The 20,790-nt window shown below is 62.7% G+C and carries 20 protein-coding genes; 15 read left to right on the top strand and 5 right to left on the bottom strand.

All coding sequences use genetic code 11. The features are described from left to right. Positions 1-182: 182 nt before the first annotated feature. Positions 183-1,424, top strand: coding sequence for a glutamine synthetase family protein (locus tag ACODSK_RS12770; RefSeq protein WP_489016495.1), 1,242 nt, complete (start codon positions 183-185; stop codon positions 1,422-1,424). Positions 1,425-1,575: 151 nt separating this feature from the next. After that, on the top strand, positions 1,576-2,919 hold the full coding sequence (locus ACODSK_RS12765) for an MFS transporter (protein WP_489016455.1): 1,344 nt from the start codon (positions 1,576-1,578) through the stop codon (positions 2,917-2,919). Between the two features lie 39 nt (positions 2,920-2,958). On the opposite strand, the gene ACODSK_RS12760 is transcribed toward ACODSK_RS12765, so the two are convergent. The 4 genes from ACODSK_RS12760 to flgA all read right to left on the bottom strand — a co-directional run bounded on the left by ACODSK_RS12760 (position 2,959) and on the right by flgA (position 5,541). Continuing rightward, positions 2,959-3,702 carry a flagellar brake protein gene (locus ACODSK_RS12760; protein WP_489016453.1) on the bottom strand — a complete coding sequence of 248 codons (744 nt, stop codon included), beginning with the start codon at positions 3,700-3,702 and terminating at the stop codon, positions 2,959-2,961. A 75-nt stretch (positions 3,703-3,777) separates the two neighbouring features. After that, complete coding sequence (locus ACODSK_RS12755) at positions 3,778-4,245, bottom strand: flagella synthesis protein FlgN (protein ID WP_489016452.1); 468 nt, start codon at positions 4,243-4,245, stop codon at positions 3,778-3,780. A gap of 45 nt (positions 4,246-4,290) precedes the next feature. Further along, positions 4,291-4,608 (bottom strand): flagellar biosynthesis anti-sigma factor FlgM, encoded by a 318-nt coding sequence (flgM, locus tag ACODSK_RS12750; protein ID WP_489016450.1) that lies wholly within the window; start codon positions 4,606-4,608, stop codon positions 4,291-4,293. A 180-nt stretch (positions 4,609-4,788) separates the two neighbouring features. Continuing rightward, positions 4,789-5,541 carry a flagellar basal body P-ring formation chaperone FlgA gene (flgA, locus tag ACODSK_RS12745; protein ID WP_489016448.1) on the bottom strand — a complete coding sequence of 251 codons (753 nt, stop codon included), beginning with the start codon at positions 5,539-5,541 and terminating at the stop codon, positions 4,789-4,791. 67 nt (positions 5,542-5,608) lie between these two features. Between flgA and ACODSK_RS12740 the strand changes: the two genes are divergently transcribed. Together ACODSK_RS12740 and cheR are read left to right on the top strand one after the other, a co-directional pair. Then, positions 5,609-6,541 (top strand): chemotaxis protein CheV, encoded by a 933-nt coding sequence (locus tag ACODSK_RS12740; protein WP_489016446.1) that lies wholly within the window; start codon positions 5,609-5,611, stop codon positions 6,539-6,541. Positions 6,542-6,593: 52 nt separating this feature from the next. Further along, on the top strand, positions 6,594-7,421 hold the full coding sequence (gene cheR, locus ACODSK_RS12735) for a protein-glutamate O-methyltransferase CheR (protein ID WP_489016444.1): 828 nt from the start codon (positions 6,594-6,596) through the stop codon (positions 7,419-7,421). A gap of 264 nt (positions 7,422-7,685) precedes the next feature. On the opposite strand, the gene ACODSK_RS12730 is transcribed toward cheR, so the two are convergent. After that, on the bottom strand, positions 7,686-10,292 hold the full coding sequence (locus tag ACODSK_RS12730; RefSeq protein WP_489016493.1) for an autotransporter family protein: 2,607 nt from the start codon (positions 10,290-10,292) through the stop codon (positions 7,686-7,688). A gap of 343 nt (positions 10,293-10,635) precedes the next feature. Between ACODSK_RS12730 and flgB the strand changes: the two genes are divergently transcribed. The 11 genes from flgB (at position 10,636) to flgK (ending at position 20,784) form a co-directional block, all read left to right on the top strand. Then, positions 10,636-11,046 carry a flagellar basal body rod protein FlgB gene (flgB, locus tag ACODSK_RS12725; protein WP_489016442.1) on the top strand — a complete coding sequence of 137 codons (411 nt, stop codon included), beginning with the start codon at positions 10,636-10,638 and terminating at the stop codon, positions 11,044-11,046. 3 nt (positions 11,047-11,049) lie between these two features. Next, on the top strand, positions 11,050-11,490 hold the full coding sequence (flgC, locus tag ACODSK_RS12720; RefSeq protein ID WP_009402938.1) for a flagellar basal body rod protein FlgC: 441 nt from the start codon (positions 11,050-11,052) through the stop codon (positions 11,488-11,490). A 15-nt stretch (positions 11,491-11,505) separates the two neighbouring features. After that, the gene (flgD, locus tag ACODSK_RS12715; protein ID WP_489016440.1) at positions 11,506-12,231 is read left to right on the top strand and encodes a flagellar hook assembly protein FlgD; all 726 of its coding nucleotides are present in this window, start codon (positions 11,506-11,508) and stop codon (positions 12,229-12,231) included. A 27-nt stretch (positions 12,232-12,258) separates the two neighbouring features. Further along, a complete protein-coding gene (gene flgE, locus ACODSK_RS12710) occupies positions 12,259-13,590 on the top strand; it encodes a flagellar hook protein FlgE (RefSeq protein ID WP_489016438.1) in 1,332 nt (443 codons plus the stop codon). Between the two features lie 75 nt (positions 13,591-13,665). Further along, positions 13,666-13,848: a hypothetical protein gene (locus tag ACODSK_RS12705; RefSeq protein ID WP_489016437.1), complete on the top strand. Its 183-nt coding sequence runs from the start codon at positions 13,666-13,668 to the stop codon at positions 13,846-13,848. A 216-nt stretch (positions 13,849-14,064) separates the two neighbouring features. Next, entirely contained in the window at positions 14,065-14,805 is a 741-nt protein-coding gene (locus ACODSK_RS12700) for a flagellar basal body rod protein FlgF (RefSeq protein ID WP_489016435.1), read from the top strand. A gap of 46 nt (positions 14,806-14,851) precedes the next feature. Beyond that, positions 14,852-15,637 carry a flagellar basal-body rod protein FlgG gene (flgG, locus tag ACODSK_RS12695; RefSeq protein WP_489016434.1) on the top strand — a complete coding sequence of 262 codons (786 nt, stop codon included), beginning with the start codon at positions 14,852-14,854 and terminating at the stop codon, positions 15,635-15,637. A 52-nt stretch (positions 15,638-15,689) separates the two neighbouring features. Continuing rightward, positions 15,690-16,385, top strand: coding sequence for a flagellar basal body L-ring protein FlgH (gene flgH / locus ACODSK_RS12690; protein WP_489016432.1), 696 nt, complete (start codon positions 15,690-15,692; stop codon positions 16,383-16,385). 12 nt (positions 16,386-16,397) lie between these two features. Beyond that, the gene (locus ACODSK_RS12685; RefSeq protein ID WP_489016431.1) at positions 16,398-17,507 is read left to right on the top strand and encodes a flagellar basal body P-ring protein FlgI; all 1,110 of its coding nucleotides are present in this window, start codon (positions 16,398-16,400) and stop codon (positions 17,505-17,507) included. Positions 17,508-17,519: 12 nt separating this feature from the next. Further along, the gene (gene flgJ / locus ACODSK_RS12680; protein WP_489016430.1) at positions 17,520-18,725 is read left to right on the top strand and encodes a flagellar assembly peptidoglycan hydrolase FlgJ; all 1,206 of its coding nucleotides are present in this window, start codon (positions 17,520-17,522) and stop codon (positions 18,723-18,725) included. 10 nt (positions 18,726-18,735) lie between these two features. Continuing rightward, positions 18,736-20,784: a flagellar hook-associated protein FlgK gene (gene flgK, locus ACODSK_RS12675; protein WP_489016429.1), complete on the top strand. Its 2,049-nt coding sequence runs from the start codon at positions 18,736-18,738 to the stop codon at positions 20,782-20,784. The last annotated feature ends 6 nt before the right edge of the window (positions 20,785-20,790 follow it).

Below are 20,790 nucleotides of genomic sequence, written 5' to 3'. Positions count from 1 at the left end.
TGTGCTTGATATTTTGAACGCCCCCTGAGATGTTGTCCGGGTCGCCGTTTCCGGCATGCGAAAACAACAAGGACAGAGTCATGACGACCAATGTTCAGCGCTCCCTGGAAGAGCGTTTGACGGGCATTGATGAAATCGAATGCGTCACGCCAGACCTCAACGGCGTGCCGCGCGGCAAGGTGATGACCGCCGAGGGCTTCCTCGAAGGCCGGCGCCTGCAACTGGCGCGGGGCGTGCTGTTGCAATGCATCATGGGCGGCTATCCGCCGGCGCGCTTCTACGGTGGCGACGATGGCGACCTGGCACTGGTGGCCGACCCCACGCAGATCCACCGCCTGCCCTGGAGCGCCGAGCCGCGTGCCCTGGCCATCTGCGATGCCGACGAACTCAGTGGCGCAAGCTCCGGCCTGTCCACCCGCGGCCAGCTCAAGGCGGTGATCGCCCGTTACGCTGCTCGCGGTCTGGCGCCGGTGGTGGCGACCGAACTGGAGTTCTTCGTCTTCGCCGCCAACCCCGACCCTACCCAGCCGTTCCAGCCGCCTCTCGGCCTGGATGGCCGCCGCGAGGACGGGCATTCGGCTTTCAGCGTCAGTTCCAACAACGGCCTGCGTCCGTTTTTCCAGGAGGTCTACCGTTGCATGAAGGCGCTGGGCCTGCCGCGTGACACCTTCATGCACGAAATGGGTGTCAGTCAGTTCGAGATCAACCTGCTCCACGGCGATCCGCTGTTGCTGGCCGACCAGACCTTCCTGTTCAAGCATCTGCTCAAGGAAGTCGCGCTCAAGCATGGCCTGACCGTGGTGTGCATGGCCAAGCCGCTGGCGCATACACCGGGCAGTTCGATGCATATCCACCAGAGCCTGGTGGAGATCGCTAGCGGTCGCAATGTGTTCAGTGCTGCCGACGGCAAGCCTACCGACCTGTTCTATCAGTTCATCGCGGGCCAGCAGGCATGCATGGCGGACTTCACGGCGTTGTTCGCGCCTAACGTCAATTCCTACCAGCGCCTGTGCCATCCCTATGCGTCGCCGAACAATGCCTGCTGGTCGGAAGACAACCGCGCCGCCGGCCTGCGTATCCCGGCCAGTTCGCCGGTGGCCAGGCGGGTGGAGAACCGCCTGCCGGGTGCCGACGCCAACCCTTACCTGGCGATCGCCGCCAGCCTTGCCGCCGGCCTGCACGGTATCGAGCAGGGCTTGCAGCCTACTGCGGCGATCCAGGGTGAATTCGAGGTTCCGGATCATCTCTCGCTGCCGTGCACCCTGCATGCGGCCATCGATCGACTCAAGCGCAGCAGCCTGGCGCGGGAGTTGTTCGGCGAGGAGTTCATCGCCGGCTACATCGCCACCAAGACCCAGGAGCTGACCAGCTTCTTCGATGAGATCACGCCTTGGGAGCGACGCGTGCTGGCGGCCCAGGCCTGACAGCAAAGGCACGGGATAGAAGGCCGATTACGCTGTTTTCTGGCGTAATCGGCCTTTTGTTTTTTTCGCCAGGGCCGGCCGCGCCAGAGGAATAATCACTTATGCTTTCAGGCAGTTTTTCCACCAGCTCAAGAGGCCGTTCGGGACGCTGATGCGCACTATCTGGAAGTCTTTTCGCGCGCTGTATTTTGCCGCGTTGATGATGTTGATCGGCTCCGGCCTGTTGAGTACCTACCTGGCCTTGCGCCTCACCGCCGACCAGGTCGACAGCCTCTGGGTCGGTGCCCTGATGGCGGCCAACTACTTCGGCCTTGCTCTTGGCGGCAAGATCGGTCACCGCCTGATCGCCCGGGTCGGGCATATCCGCGCCTATGCCGCCTGTGCCGGGATCGTCGGCGCGGCGGTGCTGGGGCACGGGCTGGTCAGCTTCCTCCCGGCCTGGCTGTTCCTGCGGGTGATCGTCGGCCTCGGCATGATGTGCCAATACATGGTCATCGAGAGCTGGCTCAACGAACAGGCCGATGCCAAGCATCGCGGTGCGGTGTTCAGCGGCTACATGATCGCCTCCTACCTGGGCCTGGTGCTGGGCCAGCTGATCCTGGTGGTGCACCCGCAGCTCGGGCCTGAACTGCTGATGCTGGTCGCCATGTGCTTTGCCCTGTGCCTGGTGCCGGTGGCGCTGACCCGGCGCATCCACCCGGCGCCGCTGCGCCCGGCGCCGATGGAGCCGCGCTTCTTCATCAAGCGGGTGCCGCAGTCGTTGAGCACGGTGCTTGGCGCCGGACTGATTCTCGGCGCCTTCTACGGCCTTGCGCCGCTGTATGCCTCGAAGCAGGGCCTGACCACCGAGCAGGTGGGTATCTTCATGGGTGTGTGCATCTTCGCCGGGCTGCTGGTGCAGTGGCCGCTGGGCTGGCTCTCCGACCGTTATGACCGCGCGGTGCTGATCCGCAGCGTGGCCATCGGCCTGGCGGTAGCTTCGCTGCCGCTGGCGATCCTGCCCGGGGTGCCGATGCTGGTGCTGTTCGTCGCCGGTTTCCTGGTTTCGCTGCTGCAGTTCTGTCTCTATCCGCTGGCGGTGGCGTTCTCCAACGACCATGTGGAGGGCGAGCGGCGGGTATCGCTGACGGCGATGCTCCTGGTCACCTATGGCGTCGGTGCGAGCATCGGCCCGTTGGCGGCGGGGGCGCTGATGCAGGCCTTCGGCGACCAGATGCTGTATGCCTTCTTCACGTTCTTCGCTCTGGTGCTGGTCTGGCGGATTCGCCCGGATGCGGTTACCGGGCTGCATCAGGTGGACGATGCGCCGCTGTCCCACGTGGCCATGCCGGCGGCCAGTTCGCCGTTGGCTGCAGCCCTCGACCCACGGGTGAACGAGCAGGTGGTGCAGGAACAGATGCAGACGCCGGTGGCGGCCGAGGATACCGAAGCCGAGGAAGAGGCGGGGGAGGTAAAGCCGGAAGGGGCTGCTCAGGAGCCGGCCAAGCCGCTCTGAACGAAGCGGGGACCGCATGCGGTCCCCGTTGTCGATTGATCAGTAATCGTCTTTGTCGAAGCGCCGCGCTTCGCGTTGCAATTGATAGACGAAACTCTCGATCTTGCGTTGCATCTGACCGGTGAGGTTGTGGAAGCGCACGCCGGCGAAGGTTGCGCCCAGGCGCTCTTCGAAGTGCAGGTGGCGCAGCTCAACCGACATCTGGGTCAGGCCCAGAGGGGCACTTGCTGCGAATTTGTCGTAGACCTGGCCCAGTTGCAGGCGCTCTTCGATATCGCCGTCGAAACGCAGCTTGCAGCCGGTTGCGGAGATGTCCAGCAGCTTGCCACGGATGGCGCCAGCACCCTTGAGCTTGTCGCCATCGAGCACGACGTCGACCAGTTGCGACAGCTTGAGGGCGGCACGGAAGGCGTTGCGACGCTGGTGATAGGTCACTTCGACGGGCAGGGTGCCGCGGTAGCAGCGGACGTCACCGGAGTTATCGATGCTCAGCGGCTGGTTGCATTCCCAGGCGATCCGCACGCCGTCGTGGAAACCTTCGACCCGGAAGGGTTCGCCGTTTTCCAGGAAACGCTCGCCGTCACGCGGGATCATTTCATCCAGGGCCAGGACATTGTTATCGCGGTCGACCTCGACCACGTAGCTCTGGAAACGCTGACTGCGCTCATGGAAGGTAATGATCAGCGGATCATGGCTCTCTTGCAGCATCCGCAAGTTGGCGGCAATTTCCAGAGGCGTGGTGAACACCTTCGGAGGCTGCGGAGCTTCTACGTCATTGAACACGGTTGATGAATCTCCAGGCAAAAACGACACACGCAGCGGGCATTCTGCCAGCATGCGGTGTGCCTTGATAGAGGGTCACGCCTGGCTGAGCGCACGAGGCTTGGAGAGCGGCGAGGTCGAGCCCCGGCTGTCGTAGAGCGAAGGGGCTTCGCCGCCCATGAGGATTCTGATCTGGTTGGCCGTGCTGGCCTGCTGCAGCACGATGGATGCGCCGTTCTGCTCGTTGACCGCCTTGCACTCGTTGAGCAGATTGCCCAGCACATCGAGTTGTTGCAGCAATTGCGGGCCAAGGTGCGACTGGCTGGCCAGAACCTCGACGCCGGCGCGGTTCGGGGTCAGGCCCAGGCTGGCGAGCAGCTCGCTGCGCCGACGCCCGTTCTGATCGAGCAGCACTACCAGCGATTGCTTGTAGGCCAGGATGTCTTCCAGCGTCGGCATGTCCCGGCCGTGCAGGGCGACATATTCGTCCCGCAGCAGCTGGAGCAGCTGTTCCGCCGGGCCGATATCTTCTTCGATCAGTTGCAGCAGGGTCGTGTCGTGCATGGCTGGCTCTTGGTCTTGGCGTCCTTGAAGTCAGCGCGCCGAGGGCTAGCGCTGAGCTTCGAAATTGAGCAGTTTGCTGGCGACGCGGTTGGCGTCGACCTGGTAGCTACCGTCGGCGATGGCCTGTTTCAACGCGGCCACGCGGTCGCTGTTGACGATAGGCTGGTCGCGCAGCTTGTCGCTGACCTGTTGCAACTGCTGGGCCTCATGGCTGAGGTGTACGGTCTCCCCGCTCTGGGCGGTGGCGGCAGCCGCGTCGGACTGGCCTGCGCGGTTGCTGGCGGCGCTTTCCTGGCTGGTGCCAGTGCGCAGGCCGCCCGTCACTGACGGGGAGTTATTCAAACGACTGAAGTCGATGACCATGATCAGAAAACCTCTCGGGAATAGGACGCTTGCCCTTTTTTCGGCCAACCCGAAAAAAACTTTAGGCACGAATGAACGAACATTCGTGGCGGCGCCATCAGCCCGTAATACGCATAGTCTAGAAAATGCGCCTGCTGATCGCCAGCCTTCATCTGCGCCGTAGTGGCGTGCGTCACAAGGTCACATGGAAACCTCTACCTGTCCCGGTCCGGTTACCCTGGCCTTTACCACCCGCTTGGAGTTCAGGTTGCGTACCCGGATCTGCTCGCTGATCCCGCCCTTGCTTAGTGCTTCGCCCGGCATGCGCACGGCCAGCGTGCCGCTGCGGGCGGTGATGACCACATGATCACCCTTGCGGATCACCTCGGCCTGTTCCAGATGGACGGGCGTGACGATCTGGTCGATGACCATTGGTCGGACGACTTTCTGTCCTATGGCCTGGTCGAGGCTGGAGAGAAAACCCTGGTTGAGCAGGCCGACGTCGCGTTCACGCAGGGCCACGTCCTGTTCCACGACCACGGCGTCGCGCTTGAGCGGACGGCTGACCACCACCACATCGCGGAACAGCTTGACCTGGGCGGGTACGAAGACCGTCCATGGCGAACTGCCATCGCAGCGCACCCGCACGGTCACCCGGCCCAGGGGCTGGGCCGGGCTTTCCAGGCTGGCGCCGAGCTGTTCGCTGCACAACGGCATGCGCAAACGCGGGTCGAGGTTGTTGACCTGGATCTCGTAGCGACCCTCGGTCTGGCTCTTTTGCAAATAGTCTTCGACGGAGAACTCAAGAAAGCCCTGGGTGACACCGATAAGCACTTCAGGCAAGGTGAAGGTGTCAGCCAGAGTTCGAGCGCCAGGAGTCAATAAGCACAGCGCAGCAAGGAAGCCGGGCAGATGGCGGTGCAGGCGTCGGAAAAATGTCGTTTTCGTAATCATAAAAGTTGAAAAGCAAGGCGCGTGCCGACCGGGTACGCTGCCCCAAGCTTCGGTTGAGGAGTCTGGCATGGCTGGTGTTATGGATTCGGTGAACCAGCGCACGCAACTGGTAGGGCAGAATCGTCTCGAACTGCTGCTGTTCCGCCTGCGCGGCGAGCAGTTGTACGGGATCAACGTGTTCAAGGTTCGGGAAGTGCTGCAATGCCCGAGCCTGACGCTTCTGCCCAAGGCCAGCCGGGTCGTGCGCGGTGTCGCGAATATTCGTGGGGCGACCATCCCGATCCTGGATCTGGCGATGGCGACGGGTCTGCCTCCCCTGGAGAACCAGGATCCGAGCAAGAGTTTCGTCATCATTACCGAGTACAACACCAAGACCCAGGGCTTCCTGGTGCACTCGGTCGAACGCATCGTCAACATGAACTGGGAAGAGATCCATCCGCCACCCAAGGGGACCGGCCGCGATCACTACCTCACCGCAGTGACCCGGGTCGACAACAAGATGGTCGAGATCATCGACGTCGAGAAGATCCTGGCCGAGGTGGCGCCAGCGTCCGAATCGGTGTCCACCGGCGTGGTCAATGCCGAGGTGCACAGCAAGGCGGTGTCCTTGCGGGTGCTCACCGTGGATGACTCGTCGGTGGCGCGCAAGCAGGTCAGTCGCTGTCTGCAGACCGTCGGTGTCGAGGTGGTGGCGTTGAATGACGGTCGCCAGGCGCTGGACTATCTGAAGAATCTGGTCGACGAAGGCAAGCGTCCGGAAGAGGAGTTCCTGATGATGATCTCCGACATCGAGATGCCGGAGATGGACGGCTACACGCTGACGGCCGAGATTCGCAACGACCCGCGCATGCAAAACCTGCACATCATCCTGCATACTTCGCTGTCCGGGGTGTTCAACCAGGCCATGGTGAAGAAGGTCGGAGCCGACGACTTCCTCGCCAAGTTCAGGCCGGACGACCTGGCGCAGCGGGTGGTCGACCGGATCAATGCCACACATTAATGGCCGGGGGCGCAGGCCCCTGGCGTTGTACACGATTTAAGAGGCGGCACCATTGTCTACGGGTAATTTGGATTTCGAACAGTTCCGGGTCTTCCTGGAAAAAGCCTGTGGCATCCTGCTGGGCGAAAATAAGCAGTACCTGGTTTCCAGCCGTCTCAACAAGCTGATGGAACAGCAGGGCATCAAGACGCTGACCGAACTGGTGCAACGCATCCAGAGCCAGCCGCGCAGCGGTTTGCGCGAGCAGGTGGTCGATGCCATGACCACCAACGAAACCCTCTGGTTCCGCGATACCTATCCATTCGAAGTGCTGAAGAACAAGGTGTTGCCGGAGCTGGCCCGCAATAACCCGGGGCAGCGCCTGCGCATCTGGTCGGCGGCCTGTTCGTCCGGCCAGGAGCCTTACTCGATCTCCATGACCCTCGACGAGTACGAGCGCACCAACATCGGTCAGTTGAAGATGGGCGCGCAGATCGTCGCCACCGATCTCTCCGGTGCGATGCTGGCCAACTGCAAGACCGGCGAGTACGACAGCCTGGCGATTGCCCGTGGCCTGTCCCAGGAGCGCCTGCAGCGTTACTTCGATCCCAAGGGGCCGGGGCGCTGGGCGATCAAGGCGCCAATTCGCAGCCGCGTTGAGTTCCGCTCGTTCAACCTGCTCGACAGCTACGCCGCCCTGGGCAAGTTTGACATCGTCTTCTGCCGCAACGTGCTGATCTACTTCTCGGCGCAGGTGAAGAAGGACATCCTCACCCGCATCCATGCCACGCTGAAACCTGGCGGCTACCTGTTCCTCGGCGCGTCCGAGGCGCTGAACGGTCTGCCGGATCACTACCAGATGGTCCAGTGCAGTCCGGGGATCATCTACCAGGCTAAATGACGCGGTTCAGGTAGGAGCGTGGTTTACCCGCGATGGACCGCGCCAGCGGTCCCAAAACCATCCAGCACGAATATCTGTCATAAGCCAGTCCTGGTTTCAGCGCCTGCCTGATCGAATTTATCCAGATGTTCTGGTAGGGCAGGTTCTGGGACCGCTGCCGCGGTCCATCGCGGGTAAACCACGCTCCTACCTGGATCGCGTCGCCAAGAAAAAGCCCCCGGTCTCACAACCGGGGGCTTTTCATTTCATCCGATCAAACCGCGATCAGAAGTCGTAACGCACCTTGGCACTGAACACATCGGCATCGAAGCCCGATTTACCGATGTAGTCGTAGTTCACGCCCAGGGTGACGGCGCCCAGCTTGTAGTCGGTACCGATACCGGCTTCGTAGCTGTTGCGCACGGCCTTGGCGCCGGTGGTAACGAACGGCGTGTTGCCGAGCAGGAAGGTCGAGGTGCTGCTGGCCTGGTCGGCGGCGAAGTCGTGGTAAGCCATCAGCTTGACCTGCGGCTCCAGGGTGCCGGCACCGAGGTTGAAGCTGCCGGCAACACGTGCGCCTGCGCCCAGCTCGATCGCTTCGTAGCGCTGGTCTTCCACTTTCAGCGCCGCCGACGAACCCTTCTCGCGGTAACCGTCGATGTTCACCAGACTGTAGCGCGCGGCCAGGCGTGGTTCGACCAGCACTTGCGGGTTGATCTTCCAGGTGTAGCCACCGACCAGGTTCAGGCCGAGCAGGTCGCTGTCGTAGCTGGCCTTGGCCTGGGTGCTGGCGATCTGGCGCTTGCTGTCGTTGTCGTTGATGCCGTAGGTCAGGCTGCCGTCAACGAAGTAGTTGCCCAGCTCATAACCGCCGTACAGGGTGAAGGCGTGGCTGTCGACTTCGGTCTTGTTGCCGCTTTTGCCGTTCACGTCGGTGTTGATGAAGCTGTAGGCCAGGCCCAGGGTCAACTGGTCGTTCAGCTTGCCGTCTGCACCCACGGCGATACCGCGGCTGTAGGCGTTGTAGCCGGCCACGCCGTCACGCAGGTCCTGGGTGGCGTCGCTGTACAGGCTTTGTACCCAGACACCGGCTTCCTTGAAGGCTTCACCCGACGAGGCACCGCGCAGGCTGCTGGTGCGGCTGCCGGTGACGTTGCTGACCAGGTTCTGGCTGGTGGTGGCCGCCTGGGTGGCGCCGCCGTTGGTTTCCGGGGTCAGTTGCTCGGCGACGCGGGTCAGGTCGGCTTCGTTGGCGTTGAGCAGGGTTTGCAGCAGTGGGTCGTTGGGGTTCTGCTGGCTGATGCGACCGATCACACCGTCGTTGAGCAGGCTGCCGATGGCCTTCTGGCTGTTCGCCGAACCGCCGTTGCCGGTGATGATGTCGTTGATTTCGCTCTCGCCCTTGCCGGTGACGGTAGCCACCAGGGTGTTGTTTTCCAGCGTGTAGCTGTCGACGTTGAGCAGCGCGGAAGAGCTGACCAGATTCAGCTTGCCGTTCGGGTCGACCTCTTCGCCGTCAGCGGTCAGTACCTCGATCTGGCCGGCCTGGATCAGCGTGTACACGCTGCCGTTGGCGGAGAAGTCGCTACCCTGCGCGGCCAGCTTGATCTGCGCGTCCTTGCCGAATTGGGCGGTGCCGGTAACGCTCAGGACCGCTACGTTGGGGTTGGTGGCGCTGTACAGGTTCAGGCCCAGCGCGGAATTGCCGGCGACGTACAGGTTGCCATCCAGGCTGGTGTGAGCGCTCAGCAGGTTGAGCTGGGCCGGGGTTTCTTCGGAGACGCTGCCGACGTCGAGCCATTCGGTCTCGGGGTCCCACATGCGGATGTTGTAGCCATCGCTTGTGCTGTCGGTGCCGGTGAAGTCGACGTTGCCGGTTACCTCGATGTTGTCCAGGTCGATCAGGTTGCCGGTGATCTGGCTGCCGTCCTGCAGGATCAGATGAACGTCTTTGTTGGCCTCGCTAGCGTCCACGGCTTCGTCGGCGGAGATCAGCTTGCCGCTGTTGATGATCTGGATTGGCGCGTTCTGCTCGTTGTAGACGTCGATGTCGGTACCGCCGACGACGATAGCGGCATCGGTGGCCTGGATCGTGCCGGTGTTGATCAGGTGTGCATCTTTGCTGGTAAAGCTGACGCCGTCGATGCGGATGCCTTCGGCATCGTCGCCGCTGGCGATGATGGTGCCGTGGTTCTCGATGCCGCCCAGGTCGGCCATGTCGGAGGGCCAGGTGTGTTCGTTGGTGGTGATGTCGACGGCCGTGGCGCCATCACCGGTGACCTGGATCAGGCCGTCGTTGATGAGCTTGCCGACGATACTGCCGCCTTCCATGCTGATGCCCTTGGCGTTCGTGCCTTCGGCGATGATGCGGCCGCTGGCGGTATTCACCAGGTTTTTGGCGATGATGCTTGACCCGCTGATGTCGATGGCTCGGGCAGCATCGATGTCATTGTCGTCTTGCAGCGGCTCGCCCTTGGCATAGAGCAGGCCTTCGTTGATCACGCTGCCGCCGATAACGGCCGGGTCGATCAGCAGTGCGTTGGCTCCGCTGCCAATGGCGCTGATGCTGCCTTTGTTGGTGACGTCACCTGTGATGTAGGTGGGGTACCAATTGGTTGCCTGGCTAAAGGCGTCCATATCCACGCCGCCAGCGAAGTCGCCGGTGCTATTGATCGTCGCATTGAGGATCAGGTTCTTTTCCAGGTAGCTGCCGTTGAGCGCGATGGCGTCCTCATCGGCACCGCCGTTGTAGCTGCCGGTGATCTCCAGGTCTTCGGTATAGAACTGGCGGTCACTGACGAAGCCGGCATCGGTCAGTTGCACGGTCTGTGCATAGGCAGGAAGGGTAGTGGCGGTGATGGCCACGGCGAGCAGGGTCTTGCGGAAAAGCATGGAAGTCACGGTTCAGTCCTTAAACGTCTTGTAGTCATGATGCATTCCTTGCGTGGCAACAGCCGGGACGGTGGTAGTGGCTAATCGCCACGCAACGAGCGGGCGGATGTTAAAAGACTTGATATTAAAATGACATGTTTTTGGCGCCGGTTTTTTCGGCTGTGTTGCCGCTTTCTCCTGCCGCGGGCGGCATCCAGCGGAAAGTAATTGCCGCTTTTCCGTCATTGCCACCCCCGGCAAAATCGCAAAAGCCCCGGTTTTACTGGGGTTTCGTTTTTTGGCACAGGACTTGCTCTCTCATCGCCAACGAACCATCCGGTCAACCTTCGAAGGTTTCCCCGACATGAGCATCAGTTTCGACAAAGCGCTCGGTATCCATGAAAAGGCCCTGAGCTTCCGTGCCCAGCGCGCCGAGGTGCTGGCCAACAACATCGCCAACGCCGATACGCCGAACTTCAAGGCGCGGGACATGGACTTTTCCAGCGTGCTCGCCGCCGAGACCGAAAAGACCCAGAAGGGCGGTCATTTTGCCCTGGAGCGGACCAACGCCCGGCACATCGAGGCCGATGGCGTGAGCCTCAGCGACGAGGCCCTGCAATACCGCACGCCGGCGCAGCCGTCGATCGACCAGAACACCGTCGATGCGCAGATGGAGCAGTCCAACTACGCGGAAAACGCCGTGGGCTTCCAGGCCAGCTTCACGCTGCTCAACAGTAAATTCAAAGGGCTGGTTTCGGCCCTGCGCGGAGAGTAATCCATGTCCCTCGCCAGTGTTTTCAACATCGCCGGTAGCGGCATGAGCGCCCAGACCACCCGTCTGAACACCGTCGCCTCGAACATCGCCAACGCCGAGACCGTCTCGTCGAGCATCGACCAGACCTACCGTGCCCGTCACCCGGTGTTTGCCACCACCTTCCAGCAGGCGCAGAACGGCAGCCAGTCGCTGTTCCAGGACCAGGACGCGGCAGGGCAGGGCGTGCAGGTGCTCGGCGTGGTCGAGGACCAGAGCAACCTCGAGGCCCGCTACGAGCCGAACCACCCGGCGGCGAACAAGGACGGCTACGTCTACTACCCGAACGTCAACGTGGTCGAGGAAATGGCTGACATGATCTCGGCCAGCCGCTCGTTCCAGACCAACGCCGAGTTGATGAACACGGCCAAGACCATGATGCAGAAAGTTCTGACCCTGGGTCAGTGATAAGGGACCGCGCCAATGGCTAGCGTCAACGATACGACAGCAGGGGTGAACCTCAACGACGTCATCAAGGCGTCCGGGGTCAAGAGCACCACCTCGCAATCCGGCGTCGCCTCCGCCACCAACAGCTCCACCGGTGGCCAGACCCTCGGCAAGGACGCGTTCCTGCAGCTTCTGGTGACCCAGATGCAGCACCAGAACCCGCTCGATCCGCAGGACAACAGCGAATTCGTCGCCCAGCTCGCGCAGTTCAGCAGCCTTGAGGGCATCACCTCGCTGAACGAGTCGGTCACCGCGATTTCCAGCAACTACAAATCGTCCCAGGCCCTGCAGGCCTCGTCCCTGGTCGGTCGCTCGGTGATCGCCCAGACCGACAAGGCTGTGGTCGATACCAGCAAGAGCCTGAACGGTTCGGTGGTGGTGCCGCAGTCGGTCACCGACGTCAAGGTGACCATCACCGACAAGGACGGCAACACCGTGCGTACCCTGGACCTGGGCGACCAGTCCACCGGCAACGCCGCGTTCGTCTGGGACGGCAAGAACGAAAAAGGCGAAGTGGTCGCGCCGGACACCTACACCTTCAAGGCGACCACCACCGTCGACGGCAAGGCCATGGAGATGTACACCCTGCTCCCGGCCACCGTCAGCAGCGTCACCATCAGTCAGACAGGGGGCGAGATGATGCTCAATCTCGCCGGTCTGGGCAGCGTCGCGCTGTCCAAAGTGCAAACCATCGGTATATAGAGCCGGCTAACGGCACAGGAGTGAAAGATGTCCTTCAATATCGGCCTTAGCGGTCTCTATGCAGCCAGCAAGCAGCTGGACGTTACCGGCAACAACATCGCCAACGTTGCCACCACCGGCTTCAAATCCTCCCGCGCGGAATTCGAAGACGTCTACTCGGCGAGCAAGCTCGGCGTCGGCAGCAAGACCGTCGGCAACGGCGTGCGCCTGGCCGCGGTTTCCCAGCAGTTCGGCCAGGGTGACGTGAACAACACCGGCAACGTGCTGGACATGGCCATCCAGGGTCAGGGCTACTTCATTCTCAGCGACAACGGCTCGCTGAGCTACACCCGTGCCGGCGCCTTCCAGACCAACAAGGACAACTACGTCGTCACCTCCGATGGCCTGCGCCTGCAGGGCTACGCGGCTGACGAGAACGGCACCATCCTCAAGGCCGGCCTGACCGACCTGAAGATCGATACCTCGGCGCTGGCGCCCAAGGCCACCAGCCTGATCGACCAGGGCATCAACCTGAACTCCTCGTCCGACAGCATCCCGCTGCCGACCGCCACCCCGGCTGGTCCGGCCTTCGTGCCGACCGATGAAACCACCTACAGCAAGAAGTTCTCGACCGAGATCTACGATAGCCAGGGTAATAAGCACACCATGGAGCAGTACTATCGCAAGACCGACCAGAACACCTGGACCATGTACACCCTGATCGACGGTCGCAATCCGCAGAACCCGGCGAGCACCGTGCCCCTGACCGGCACCATGACCTTCAAGTCCGATGGCAGCATCAACACCATGACCGGTTCGGTCGCTCCGGATGACAGCTTCGAGGTGGTGAACAACGTCTTCACCGTGAAGGACTGGATCCCGGCGGCGTACAACGCCACCACCGGCACCTGGGCCTCGAACGGTTCCGCTGCCAACCCGGACGGCATCCGTCTGGACATGAATTCGACCACCTCCTACAACACCGAGACGGCGCGTCTGTCCCAGTCCCAGGACGGTTATGCCACCGGCATCCTGTCGAGCCTGAGCATCGACTCCACCGGCGTGCTGTTCGCCAGCTTCAGCAACCAGCAATCCCGCGCCATCGGCCAGCTGGCCATTGCCAGCTTCGCCAACGAGCAGGGTCTGGAGCAGCAGGGTGGTACCCGCTGGAAGGAAACCTACAACTCGGGTATCCCGGGCATCGACGTACCGAAGACCGGCACCCTGGGTTCGATCGCCTCCAACTCCCTGGAAGAGTCGAACGTGAACCTGACCCAGGAGCTGGTCGAACTGGTCAAGGCGCAGTCCAACTACCAGGCCAACGCCAAGACCATTTCCACCCAGAGCGCCATCATGCAGACCATCATCCAGATGACCTGATGCTGGCTGGATAGCGTGGCAAGGCGAGCCCCTTCCCGATTCGGGCGGGGGCTTGTCGTTTCAGTGAGGTGAGAAATGAAGCGTTGTCTCGTGATCGGATTGCTGGTGCTGCTGGGCGGGTATGCGGTGGCGGCCATGGCGCCCTGGTATCGCTGGGAAAGCCAGGCCGACGGACGTCTGGTGTGTGCCCAGCATTCGCCGGGGGAGGGGTGGCGGCGCTTTGCCGGGCCGTTCAACAACGCCGGGTGTCGGGACTGATTCCTGCTGTGCAGGGGGGGCGGGATCTTGCCGCCCTCCGGCAAACGTACCGCCGATAATTTGTCTTCTTCCTCTCCCGCGCGCTCTCCCGAAACCATCAAAGCCCCGAAAACACGGGCCTTTTCCGGTCTGTTCAAGATCTGGTTCGAAAATTGCTTCCATCGCTCGACAGCAGCGGTGAACGGCAAGTGTTCGCCAGCCCAGCGGAGGATGACTGTGGACAAGATGCTTTACGTGGCCATGACCGGCGCCAGCCAGAACGCGCTGGCGCAAAAGGCCCATGCCAACAACCTGGCGAACATTTCCACCAGCGGTTTCCAGCGCGACCTGGAGCAGGCGCGTTCGATGCCGGTGTTCGGTGACAGCTTTCCGGCGCGCGCCTATGCCATGACCGAGCGCCCGGCTACCGACTTCACTCCGGGTGCCCTGCAGGAAACCGGCCGTGACCTGGATATCGCCGTCGGCGGCGACGGCTTCATCGCCGTACAGGCGCCGGACGGTAGCGAAGCCTACGTGCGTACCGCCAGCCTGAACATCGATGCGGTCGGCGTCCTGCGTGCCGGCAACGGCATGCCGGTGATGGGCAATGGCGGTCCGATCGCCGTGCCGCCGGAGCAGAAGATCGAAGTCGGCCAGGACGGCACCATCACCATCCGCGCCATGGGCGAAGGCCCGCGGGTGATGGCCGAGGTCGACCGCATCAAGCTGGTCAACCCCGACCTGAAGAACATGACCAAGGGCCTCGACGGCCTGATCCACACCAAGAGCGGCCAGCCCGCCGACGCCGATGCCAACGTGCAGGTGGTGTCCGGTTTTCTCGAGGCCAGCAACGTCAACGCCGTGGAGGAAATGACCTCGGTGCTGGCGCTGGCCCGGCAGTTCGAATTGCACGTAAAGATGATGAACACGGCCAAGGAAGGCGACGAAGCCATGGCTCGGGTTTTGCAAATCAGCTAATTGACACAGGCGTAGCGCCGTAAAACAGGCGTACCAGGAGAACAGCATGCTTCCGGCTCTTTGGGTCAGTAAAACCGGTCTGTCCGCCCAGGACACCAACCTGACCGTCATTTCCAACAACCTGGCCAACGTCTCGACCACCGGCTTCAAGCGTGATCGTGCCGAGTTCCAGGACCTGCTCTACCAGGTCAAGCGCCAGCCTGGTGCCCAGTCGACCCAGGACAGCGAGCTGCCGTCGGGTCTGCAGGTCGGTACTGGTGTGCGCATCGTCGGCACCCAGAAAAACTTCATGACCGGCAGCCTGCAGACCACCGAGAACCCGCTGGACCTCGCGGTCAACGGCCGTGGCTTCTTCCAGGTCCTGCAGCCGGACGGCACCGTTTCCTATACTCGCGACGGTACCTTCCACCTGAACTCCGACGGCCAGGTCGTCACCGCCAACGGTTTCGCCCTGGAACCTGCCATCGTCGTACCGCCTGACGCGCAGACCTTCACCGTCGGTCAGGACGGCACCGTCTCGATCACCACCGCCGGCAACCCTGCGGCGCAGATCATCGGCAACATCCAGACCGCCGACTTCATCAACCCGGCCGGCCTGCAATCCCTGGGTGGCAACCTGTTCCTGGAAACCGCCGCCAGCGGCGCGCCGCAGATCGGTACCCCGGGCCTCAACGGCTTCGGTACCACCATGCAGCAGACCCTGGAAAACTCCAACGTCAGCACCGTGGAAGAGCTGGTCAACATGATCACTACCCAGCGTGCCTACGAAATGAACTCCAAGGTGATTTCCACCGCCGACCAGATGCTGTCGTACGTCACGCAGAATCTGTAATCGCATAGCCAGAGCCATTTCGCTCCATTCGTTACACCGTGAGGTCAGAGTCATGAACCGTTTGTTGTCCGTCGTCGCCCTGGGGGGGGCGGTGTTGCTGGCAGGTTGCGTCGGTCCGACGCCGAAGCCCAACGATCCGTATTACGCGCCAGTGTTGCCGCGTACGCCCCTGCCGGCGGCCGCCAACAACGGTTCGATCTACCAGGCCGGGTTCGAGCAGAACCTGTACAGCGACCGCAAGGCGTTCCGGGTCGGTGACATCATCACCATCACCCTCAACGAGCGGACCCAGGCGAGCAAGAACGCCAACTCGCAGATCGACAAGGACAGCAATGCCAACATCGGTCTGACCTCGCTGTTCGGCTCCAGCCTGACCACCAACAACCCGATCGGTGGCAATGACCTCAGCCTCAGTGCCGGCTACAGCGGCGAGCGCGGTACCAAGGGCGATGCCAAGTCGGCGCAGAGCAACACCCTGACCGGCTCCATCACCGTGACCGTGGCCGACGTGCTGCCCAACGGCATCATCGCCGTGCGCGGCGAGAAGTGGATGACCCTGAACACCGGTGACGAACTGGTGCGCATCGCCGGCCTGGTCCGTGCCGACGACATCAGCACCGACAACACCGTGTCCTCGACCCGGGTGGCGGATGCGCGCATCACCTATTCCGGTACCGGGGCCTTCGCCGATGCCAGCCAGCCTGGCTGGTTCGACCGTTTCTTCCTCAGCCCGCTGTTCCCGTTCTAGGTCCGGATGCCCATGCTCAACTTCAAGCAACTCGTCGCAGCGACCCTTCTGCTGGCCTCGGCATTCAGTGCCCAGGCCGAGCGGCTGAAGGACATCGCCAGCATTTCCGGCGTGCGCTCCAACCAGTTGATCGGCTACGGCCTGGTGGTCGGCTTGAACGGTACGGGTGACCAGACCACCCAGACCCCGTTCACCCTGCAGACCTTCAACAACATGCTCTCGCAGTTCGGCATCAAGGTGCCGGCGGGGTCGGGCAACGTGCAGTTGAAGAACGTTGCCGCAGTGTCGGTGCATGCCGACCTGCCTCCGTTCGCCAAGCCGGGCCAGGTGGTGGACATCACCGTGTCCTCCATCGGCAACTCGAAAAGCCTGCGCGGCGGCAGCCTGCTGATGACCCCGCTCAAGGGTATCGATGGCAACGTCTACGCCATCGCCCAGGGCAACCTGGTGGTGGGGGGCTTCGATGCCGAGGGTCGTGATGGTTCGAAGATCACCGTCAACGTTCCGTCGGCCGGCCGGATTCCCGGTGGTGCCTCGGTGGAACGCGCCGTGCCCAGTGGTTTCAACCAGGGCAACAGCCTGACCCTGAACCTCAACCGCCCGGACTTCACCACGGCCAAGCGCATCGTCGACAAGGTCAACGAACTGCTCGGCCCGGGTGTCGCCCAGGCCGTCGATGGCGGTTCGGTGCGGGTCACCGCACCCCTCGATCCGGGCCAGCGCGTCGACTACCTGTCGATCCTGGAAAACCTCGAGATCGATCCGGGCCAGGCGGTGGCCAAGGTCATCATCAACTCCCGTACCGGCACCATCGTCATTGGCCAGAACGTCAAGGTGTCGCCGGCGGCGGTGACCCACGGCAGCCTGACCGTGACCATCACCGAAGACCCGATCGTCAGCCAGCCGGGGCCGTTCTCCAATGGCCAGACCGCCGTGGTCCCGCGTTCGCGGGTCAATGCCGAGCAGGAAGCCAAGCCGATGTTCAAGTTCGGCCCGGGCACCACGCTTGACGAGATCGTCCGTGCCGTCAACCAGGTGGGCGCCGCGCCCAGCGACCTGATGGCGATCCTCGAAGCCCTGAAGCAGGCCGGCGCATTGCAGGCCGACCTGATCGTGATCTGAGGAACGGCGCCCATGGATCTGCCCAAGAGCACGATGTTCAGCACCGCCGACAGCGGTGCCTACACCGACCTCAATCGCCTCAATTCGCTGAAGGTGGGTGACCGCGACAGCGAGGGCAACCTGCGCAAGGTGGCGCAGGAATTCGAGTCGCTGTTCCTCAACGAAATGCTCAAGTCGGTACGCTCGGCCACCGACGTGCTGGCCAAGGACAACCCGCTCAACACCGAGACCACCAAGCAGTACCAGTCGATGTACGACCAGCAGCTGGCGGTGAGCCTGTCCCGCGAGGGCGGGGGCATCGGTCTGCAGGACGTGCTGATGCGCCAGTTGTCCAAGCAGAAGTCGAGCAGCGTCAATACCAGCCCGTTCCCCCGCGTGGACACCGAGCAGCGCGCGCTGTGGGCAAGCAAGGTGGCCGAGCCGGCGCGCAAGGCCGAGGAAACCGCCAGCACCCGCAACGACGTCGCCGCCCTCAATTCGCGGCGCCTGGCCTTGCCGGGCAAGCTCACCGACCGCCTGCTGGCCGGTATCGTGCCGTCTGCCAACGGCAATGCCGCGACCACCAATACCGCGGCCATTCCCGGGCGTACCACGGCCATGACCGACGCGGTGGTCAAGGGCGACTGGGAGCCGGCGCAGACCTTCGCCGCGCCCGGCTCGTCGATGCGCGTCTACGGTCGCGCCGTGGCCCAGCCACCGTTGGCACCGGCGAAGAAGGCCTTCGACTCCAGCGACGATTTCGTCGCCACCATGCTGCCGATGGCCGAGCAGGCAGCCAAGCGCATCGGTATCGATCCGCGCTACCTGGTGGCCCAGGCGGCCCTGGAAACCGGCTGGGGCAAGTCGGTCATGCGCGCCTCCGATGGCAGCAGCAGCCACAACCTGTTCGGCATCAAGGCCACCGGCAACTGGCAGGGCGATTCGGCGCGGGCGATCACCAGCGAGTTCCGCGACGGTCAGTTCGTCAAGGAGACCGCGGCGTTCCGCTCCTACGACTCGTACCAGGACAGCTTCCACGACCTGGTCAGCCTGCTGCAGAACAATTCGCGCTATCAAGATGCGGTGAAGTCGGCCGATAACCCAGAACAATTCGTGCGAGAGCTGCAAAAGGCCGGGTACGCAACCGACCCGAACTACGCCAGCAAGATCTCGCAGATCGCAAAACAGATGAAGTCGTACGAAAGCTACGCGGCGATTAGCCCAACTACGAAACTATAAGGTTTGAACCATGGCGAGTTTGATCAGCATCGGGATGTCGGGACTTGCGGCTGCCCAGTCGGGCCTGCATACCACGGGTAACAACATTTCCAACGCCGATGTTGCCGGCTATTCGCGCCAGCAGAACGTCCAGACCACGGCCGGCTCGATCCGCTACGGCCAGGTATTCATCGGCTCCGGTACCACCCTGGCCGACGTGCGCCGGGTGTACAACGCCTTCCTCGACAACCAGTTGCAGACCAGCACCTCGCTCAACAGTGACGCCGCGTCCTACCTGAGCCAGATCAGCTCGGTGGACAACCTGCTGTCCGATGCCAACACCGGCGTCACCGGTGCCCTGAAGAACTTCTTCACCGCCCTCCAGGGCCTGTCCGCCAAGCCCAACGACGATGCCTCGCGGCAGTTGCTGCTGACCAACGCCGAAGCGCTGGCCAACCGCTTCAACACCATCAGCGCGCAGTTCAAGGAACAGAACAGCAACATCAACGGCAACCTCAAGTCGATGACCGAACAGGTCAACAACCTGGCCAAGACCGTTGCCCAGTTGAACGAGCAGATCGCCAAGGTCGCGGCAGTCAATGGCCAGCCTAACGACCTGATGGACCAGCGCGACGAGACCATCCGCCAGCTCAACGAACTGGTCGGCGTGCAGACGACCAACCGCAACGGCAACATCGACGTGACCCTGGCCAACGGCCAGTCCCTGGTCCTCGGTACCAGCGTCAACGCCCTGAGCGTGGTGACCAGCACTACCGACCCGAGCCAGGTGTCGATCAAGCTGGGCTACAACAACACCACCGTGGACGTGACCAACTCCCTCACCGGTGGCGAGATCGGCGGCCTGCTGCGCTATCGCAAGGAAACCCTGATCCCGGCGCAGAACGAGATCGGTCGCCTGGCCCTGGTCATGGCTGACAAGATGAACACCCAGTTGGCCCAGGGCATCGACAAGAACGGCGAGTTCGGCTCGGCGCTGTTCAACGATATCAACAGCGCCGCCGACATGGCCGGGCGCAGTCTGGCCATGACCGGCAACAGCACCGGCTCCGGCAACCTCGACGTGGTGATCAAGGACACCGGCCTGCTGAGCACCAGCGACTACCAGGTGACCTTCACCAGCGCCACCAGCTATACCGTGCGCAAGCTGCCGGACAACACCAGCATGGGCACCTTCGATCTCAACGATGACCCGCAGCCGGTGATCGACGGCTTCAGCCTGAATCTCAACGGTGGTGCGGTCAGCGCCGGCGACAGCTTCAAGATCACCCCGACGCGCAATGGCGCGGCCAATCTCGACGTGGTCATGACCGACTCGAAGAAGCTGGCCATGGCCGCGCCGCTGACCGCCACCTCTGGCGGCAGCAACACTGGCACCGGCGTGATCGCCCAGCCAGTGCTGACCTCGGTCCTCGACATCGCCGACCCGGCCCAGCGCCTGGAACTGCAGAACGGCATCAAGTACTCGACGCCGGTGCGCCTGGTCTTCGGTGACAGTACCGTCTCCCCGCAGACCTATCAGGTAGTCGACTCCAAGGGCACCGCCATCGGCAACGGCACCTTCCTGCCAGGGCAGAGCAACACGCTGCAGATCAATGTGCCCATGGTCGACGCCAATGGCGCGCCGGTGCTCGACGGCAACAACGTACAGAAGAACTTCAGCTTCACCATCGATGTCAGCGGTGCCCCGAAAACCAACGACAGCTTCACCGTGTCCCTGACTGGCGCGGCTTCTTCGGACAACCGCAACGGCCTCAGTCTGCTCGAACTGCAGAACAAGCAGACCGTCGACGTCGGCAGCGCCACCAAGGGCGTCAGCCTCACCGATGCCTACGGCAAGCTGGTGGAAAGCGTCGGCGCCAAGACCAAGCAGGCGCAGATGGACAGCTCGGCCACCGAGGCCATCCTGACCCAGGCCAAGGCCTCGCGCGACTCCCTGTCCGGCGTGCAGCTGGATGAAGAAGCCGCCAACCTGGTCAAGTACCAGCAGTACTACACGGCATCGTCGCAGATCATCAAGGCGGCGCAGCAAATGTTCGATACCTTGATCGGTTCACTTTAAAGGAGA

The organism is Pseudomonas sp. FG98, from assembly GCF_057808595.1.
Note: the sequence above shows the minus strand (reverse complement) of the source record. Positions and strands in the feature narration are given on the sequence as shown.

Bases quoted from the DNA above. Each gene is read 5' to 3' on its own strand.
- flgJ (WP_489016430.1), top strand. From the start codon at position 17,520: ATGGATCTGCCCAAGAGCACGATGTTCAGCACCGCCGACAGCGGTGCC.
- ACODSK_RS12730 (WP_489016493.1), bottom strand. From the start codon at position 10,292: ATGCTTTTCCGCAAGACCCTGCTCGCCGTGGCCATCACCGCCACTACC.
- flgK (WP_489016429.1), top strand. From the start codon at position 18,736: ATGGCGAGTTTGATCAGCATCGGGATGTCGGGACTTGCGGCTGCCCAG.
- ACODSK_RS12770 (WP_489016495.1), top strand. From the start codon at position 183: ATGACCGCCGAGGGCTTCCTCGAAGGCCGGCGCCTGCAACTGGCGCGG.
- flgD (WP_489016440.1), top strand. From the start codon at position 11,506: ATGGCTAGCGTCAACGATACGACAGCAGGGGTGAACCTCAACGACGTC.
- ACODSK_RS12740 (WP_489016446.1), top strand. From the start codon at position 5,609: ATGGCTGGTGTTATGGATTCGGTGAACCAGCGCACGCAACTGGTAGGG.
- ACODSK_RS12685 (WP_489016431.1), top strand. From the start codon at position 16,398: ATGCTCAACTTCAAGCAACTCGTCGCAGCGACCCTTCTGCTGGCCTCG.
- flgB (WP_489016442.1), top strand. From the start codon at position 10,636: ATGAGCATCAGTTTCGACAAAGCGCTCGGTATCCATGAAAAGGCCCTG.
- flgG (WP_489016434.1), top strand. From the start codon at position 14,852: ATGCTTCCGGCTCTTTGGGTCAGTAAAACCGGTCTGTCCGCCCAGGAC.
- flgE (WP_489016438.1), top strand. From the start codon at position 12,259: ATGTCCTTCAATATCGGCCTTAGCGGTCTCTATGCAGCCAGCAAGCAG.
- ACODSK_RS12705 (WP_489016437.1), top strand. From the start codon at position 13,666: ATGAAGCGTTGTCTCGTGATCGGATTGCTGGTGCTGCTGGGCGGGTAT.
- ACODSK_RS12755 (WP_489016452.1), bottom strand. From the start codon at position 4,245: ATGCACGACACGACCCTGCTGCAACTGATCGAAGAAGATATCGGCCCG.
- flgH (WP_489016432.1), top strand. From the start codon at position 15,690: ATGAACCGTTTGTTGTCCGTCGTCGCCCTGGGGGGGGCGGTGTTGCTG.
- flgA (WP_489016448.1), bottom strand. From the start codon at position 5,541: ATGATTACGAAAACGACATTTTTCCGACGCCTGCACCGCCATCTGCCC.
- flgC (WP_009402938.1), top strand. From the start codon at position 11,050: ATGTCCCTCGCCAGTGTTTTCAACATCGCCGGTAGCGGCATGAGCGCC.
- ACODSK_RS12765 (WP_489016455.1), top strand. From the start codon at position 1,576: ATGCGCACTATCTGGAAGTCTTTTCGCGCGCTGTATTTTGCCGCGTTG.
- flgM (WP_489016450.1), bottom strand. From the start codon at position 4,608: ATGGTCATCGACTTCAGTCGTTTGAATAACTCCCCGTCAGTGACGGGC.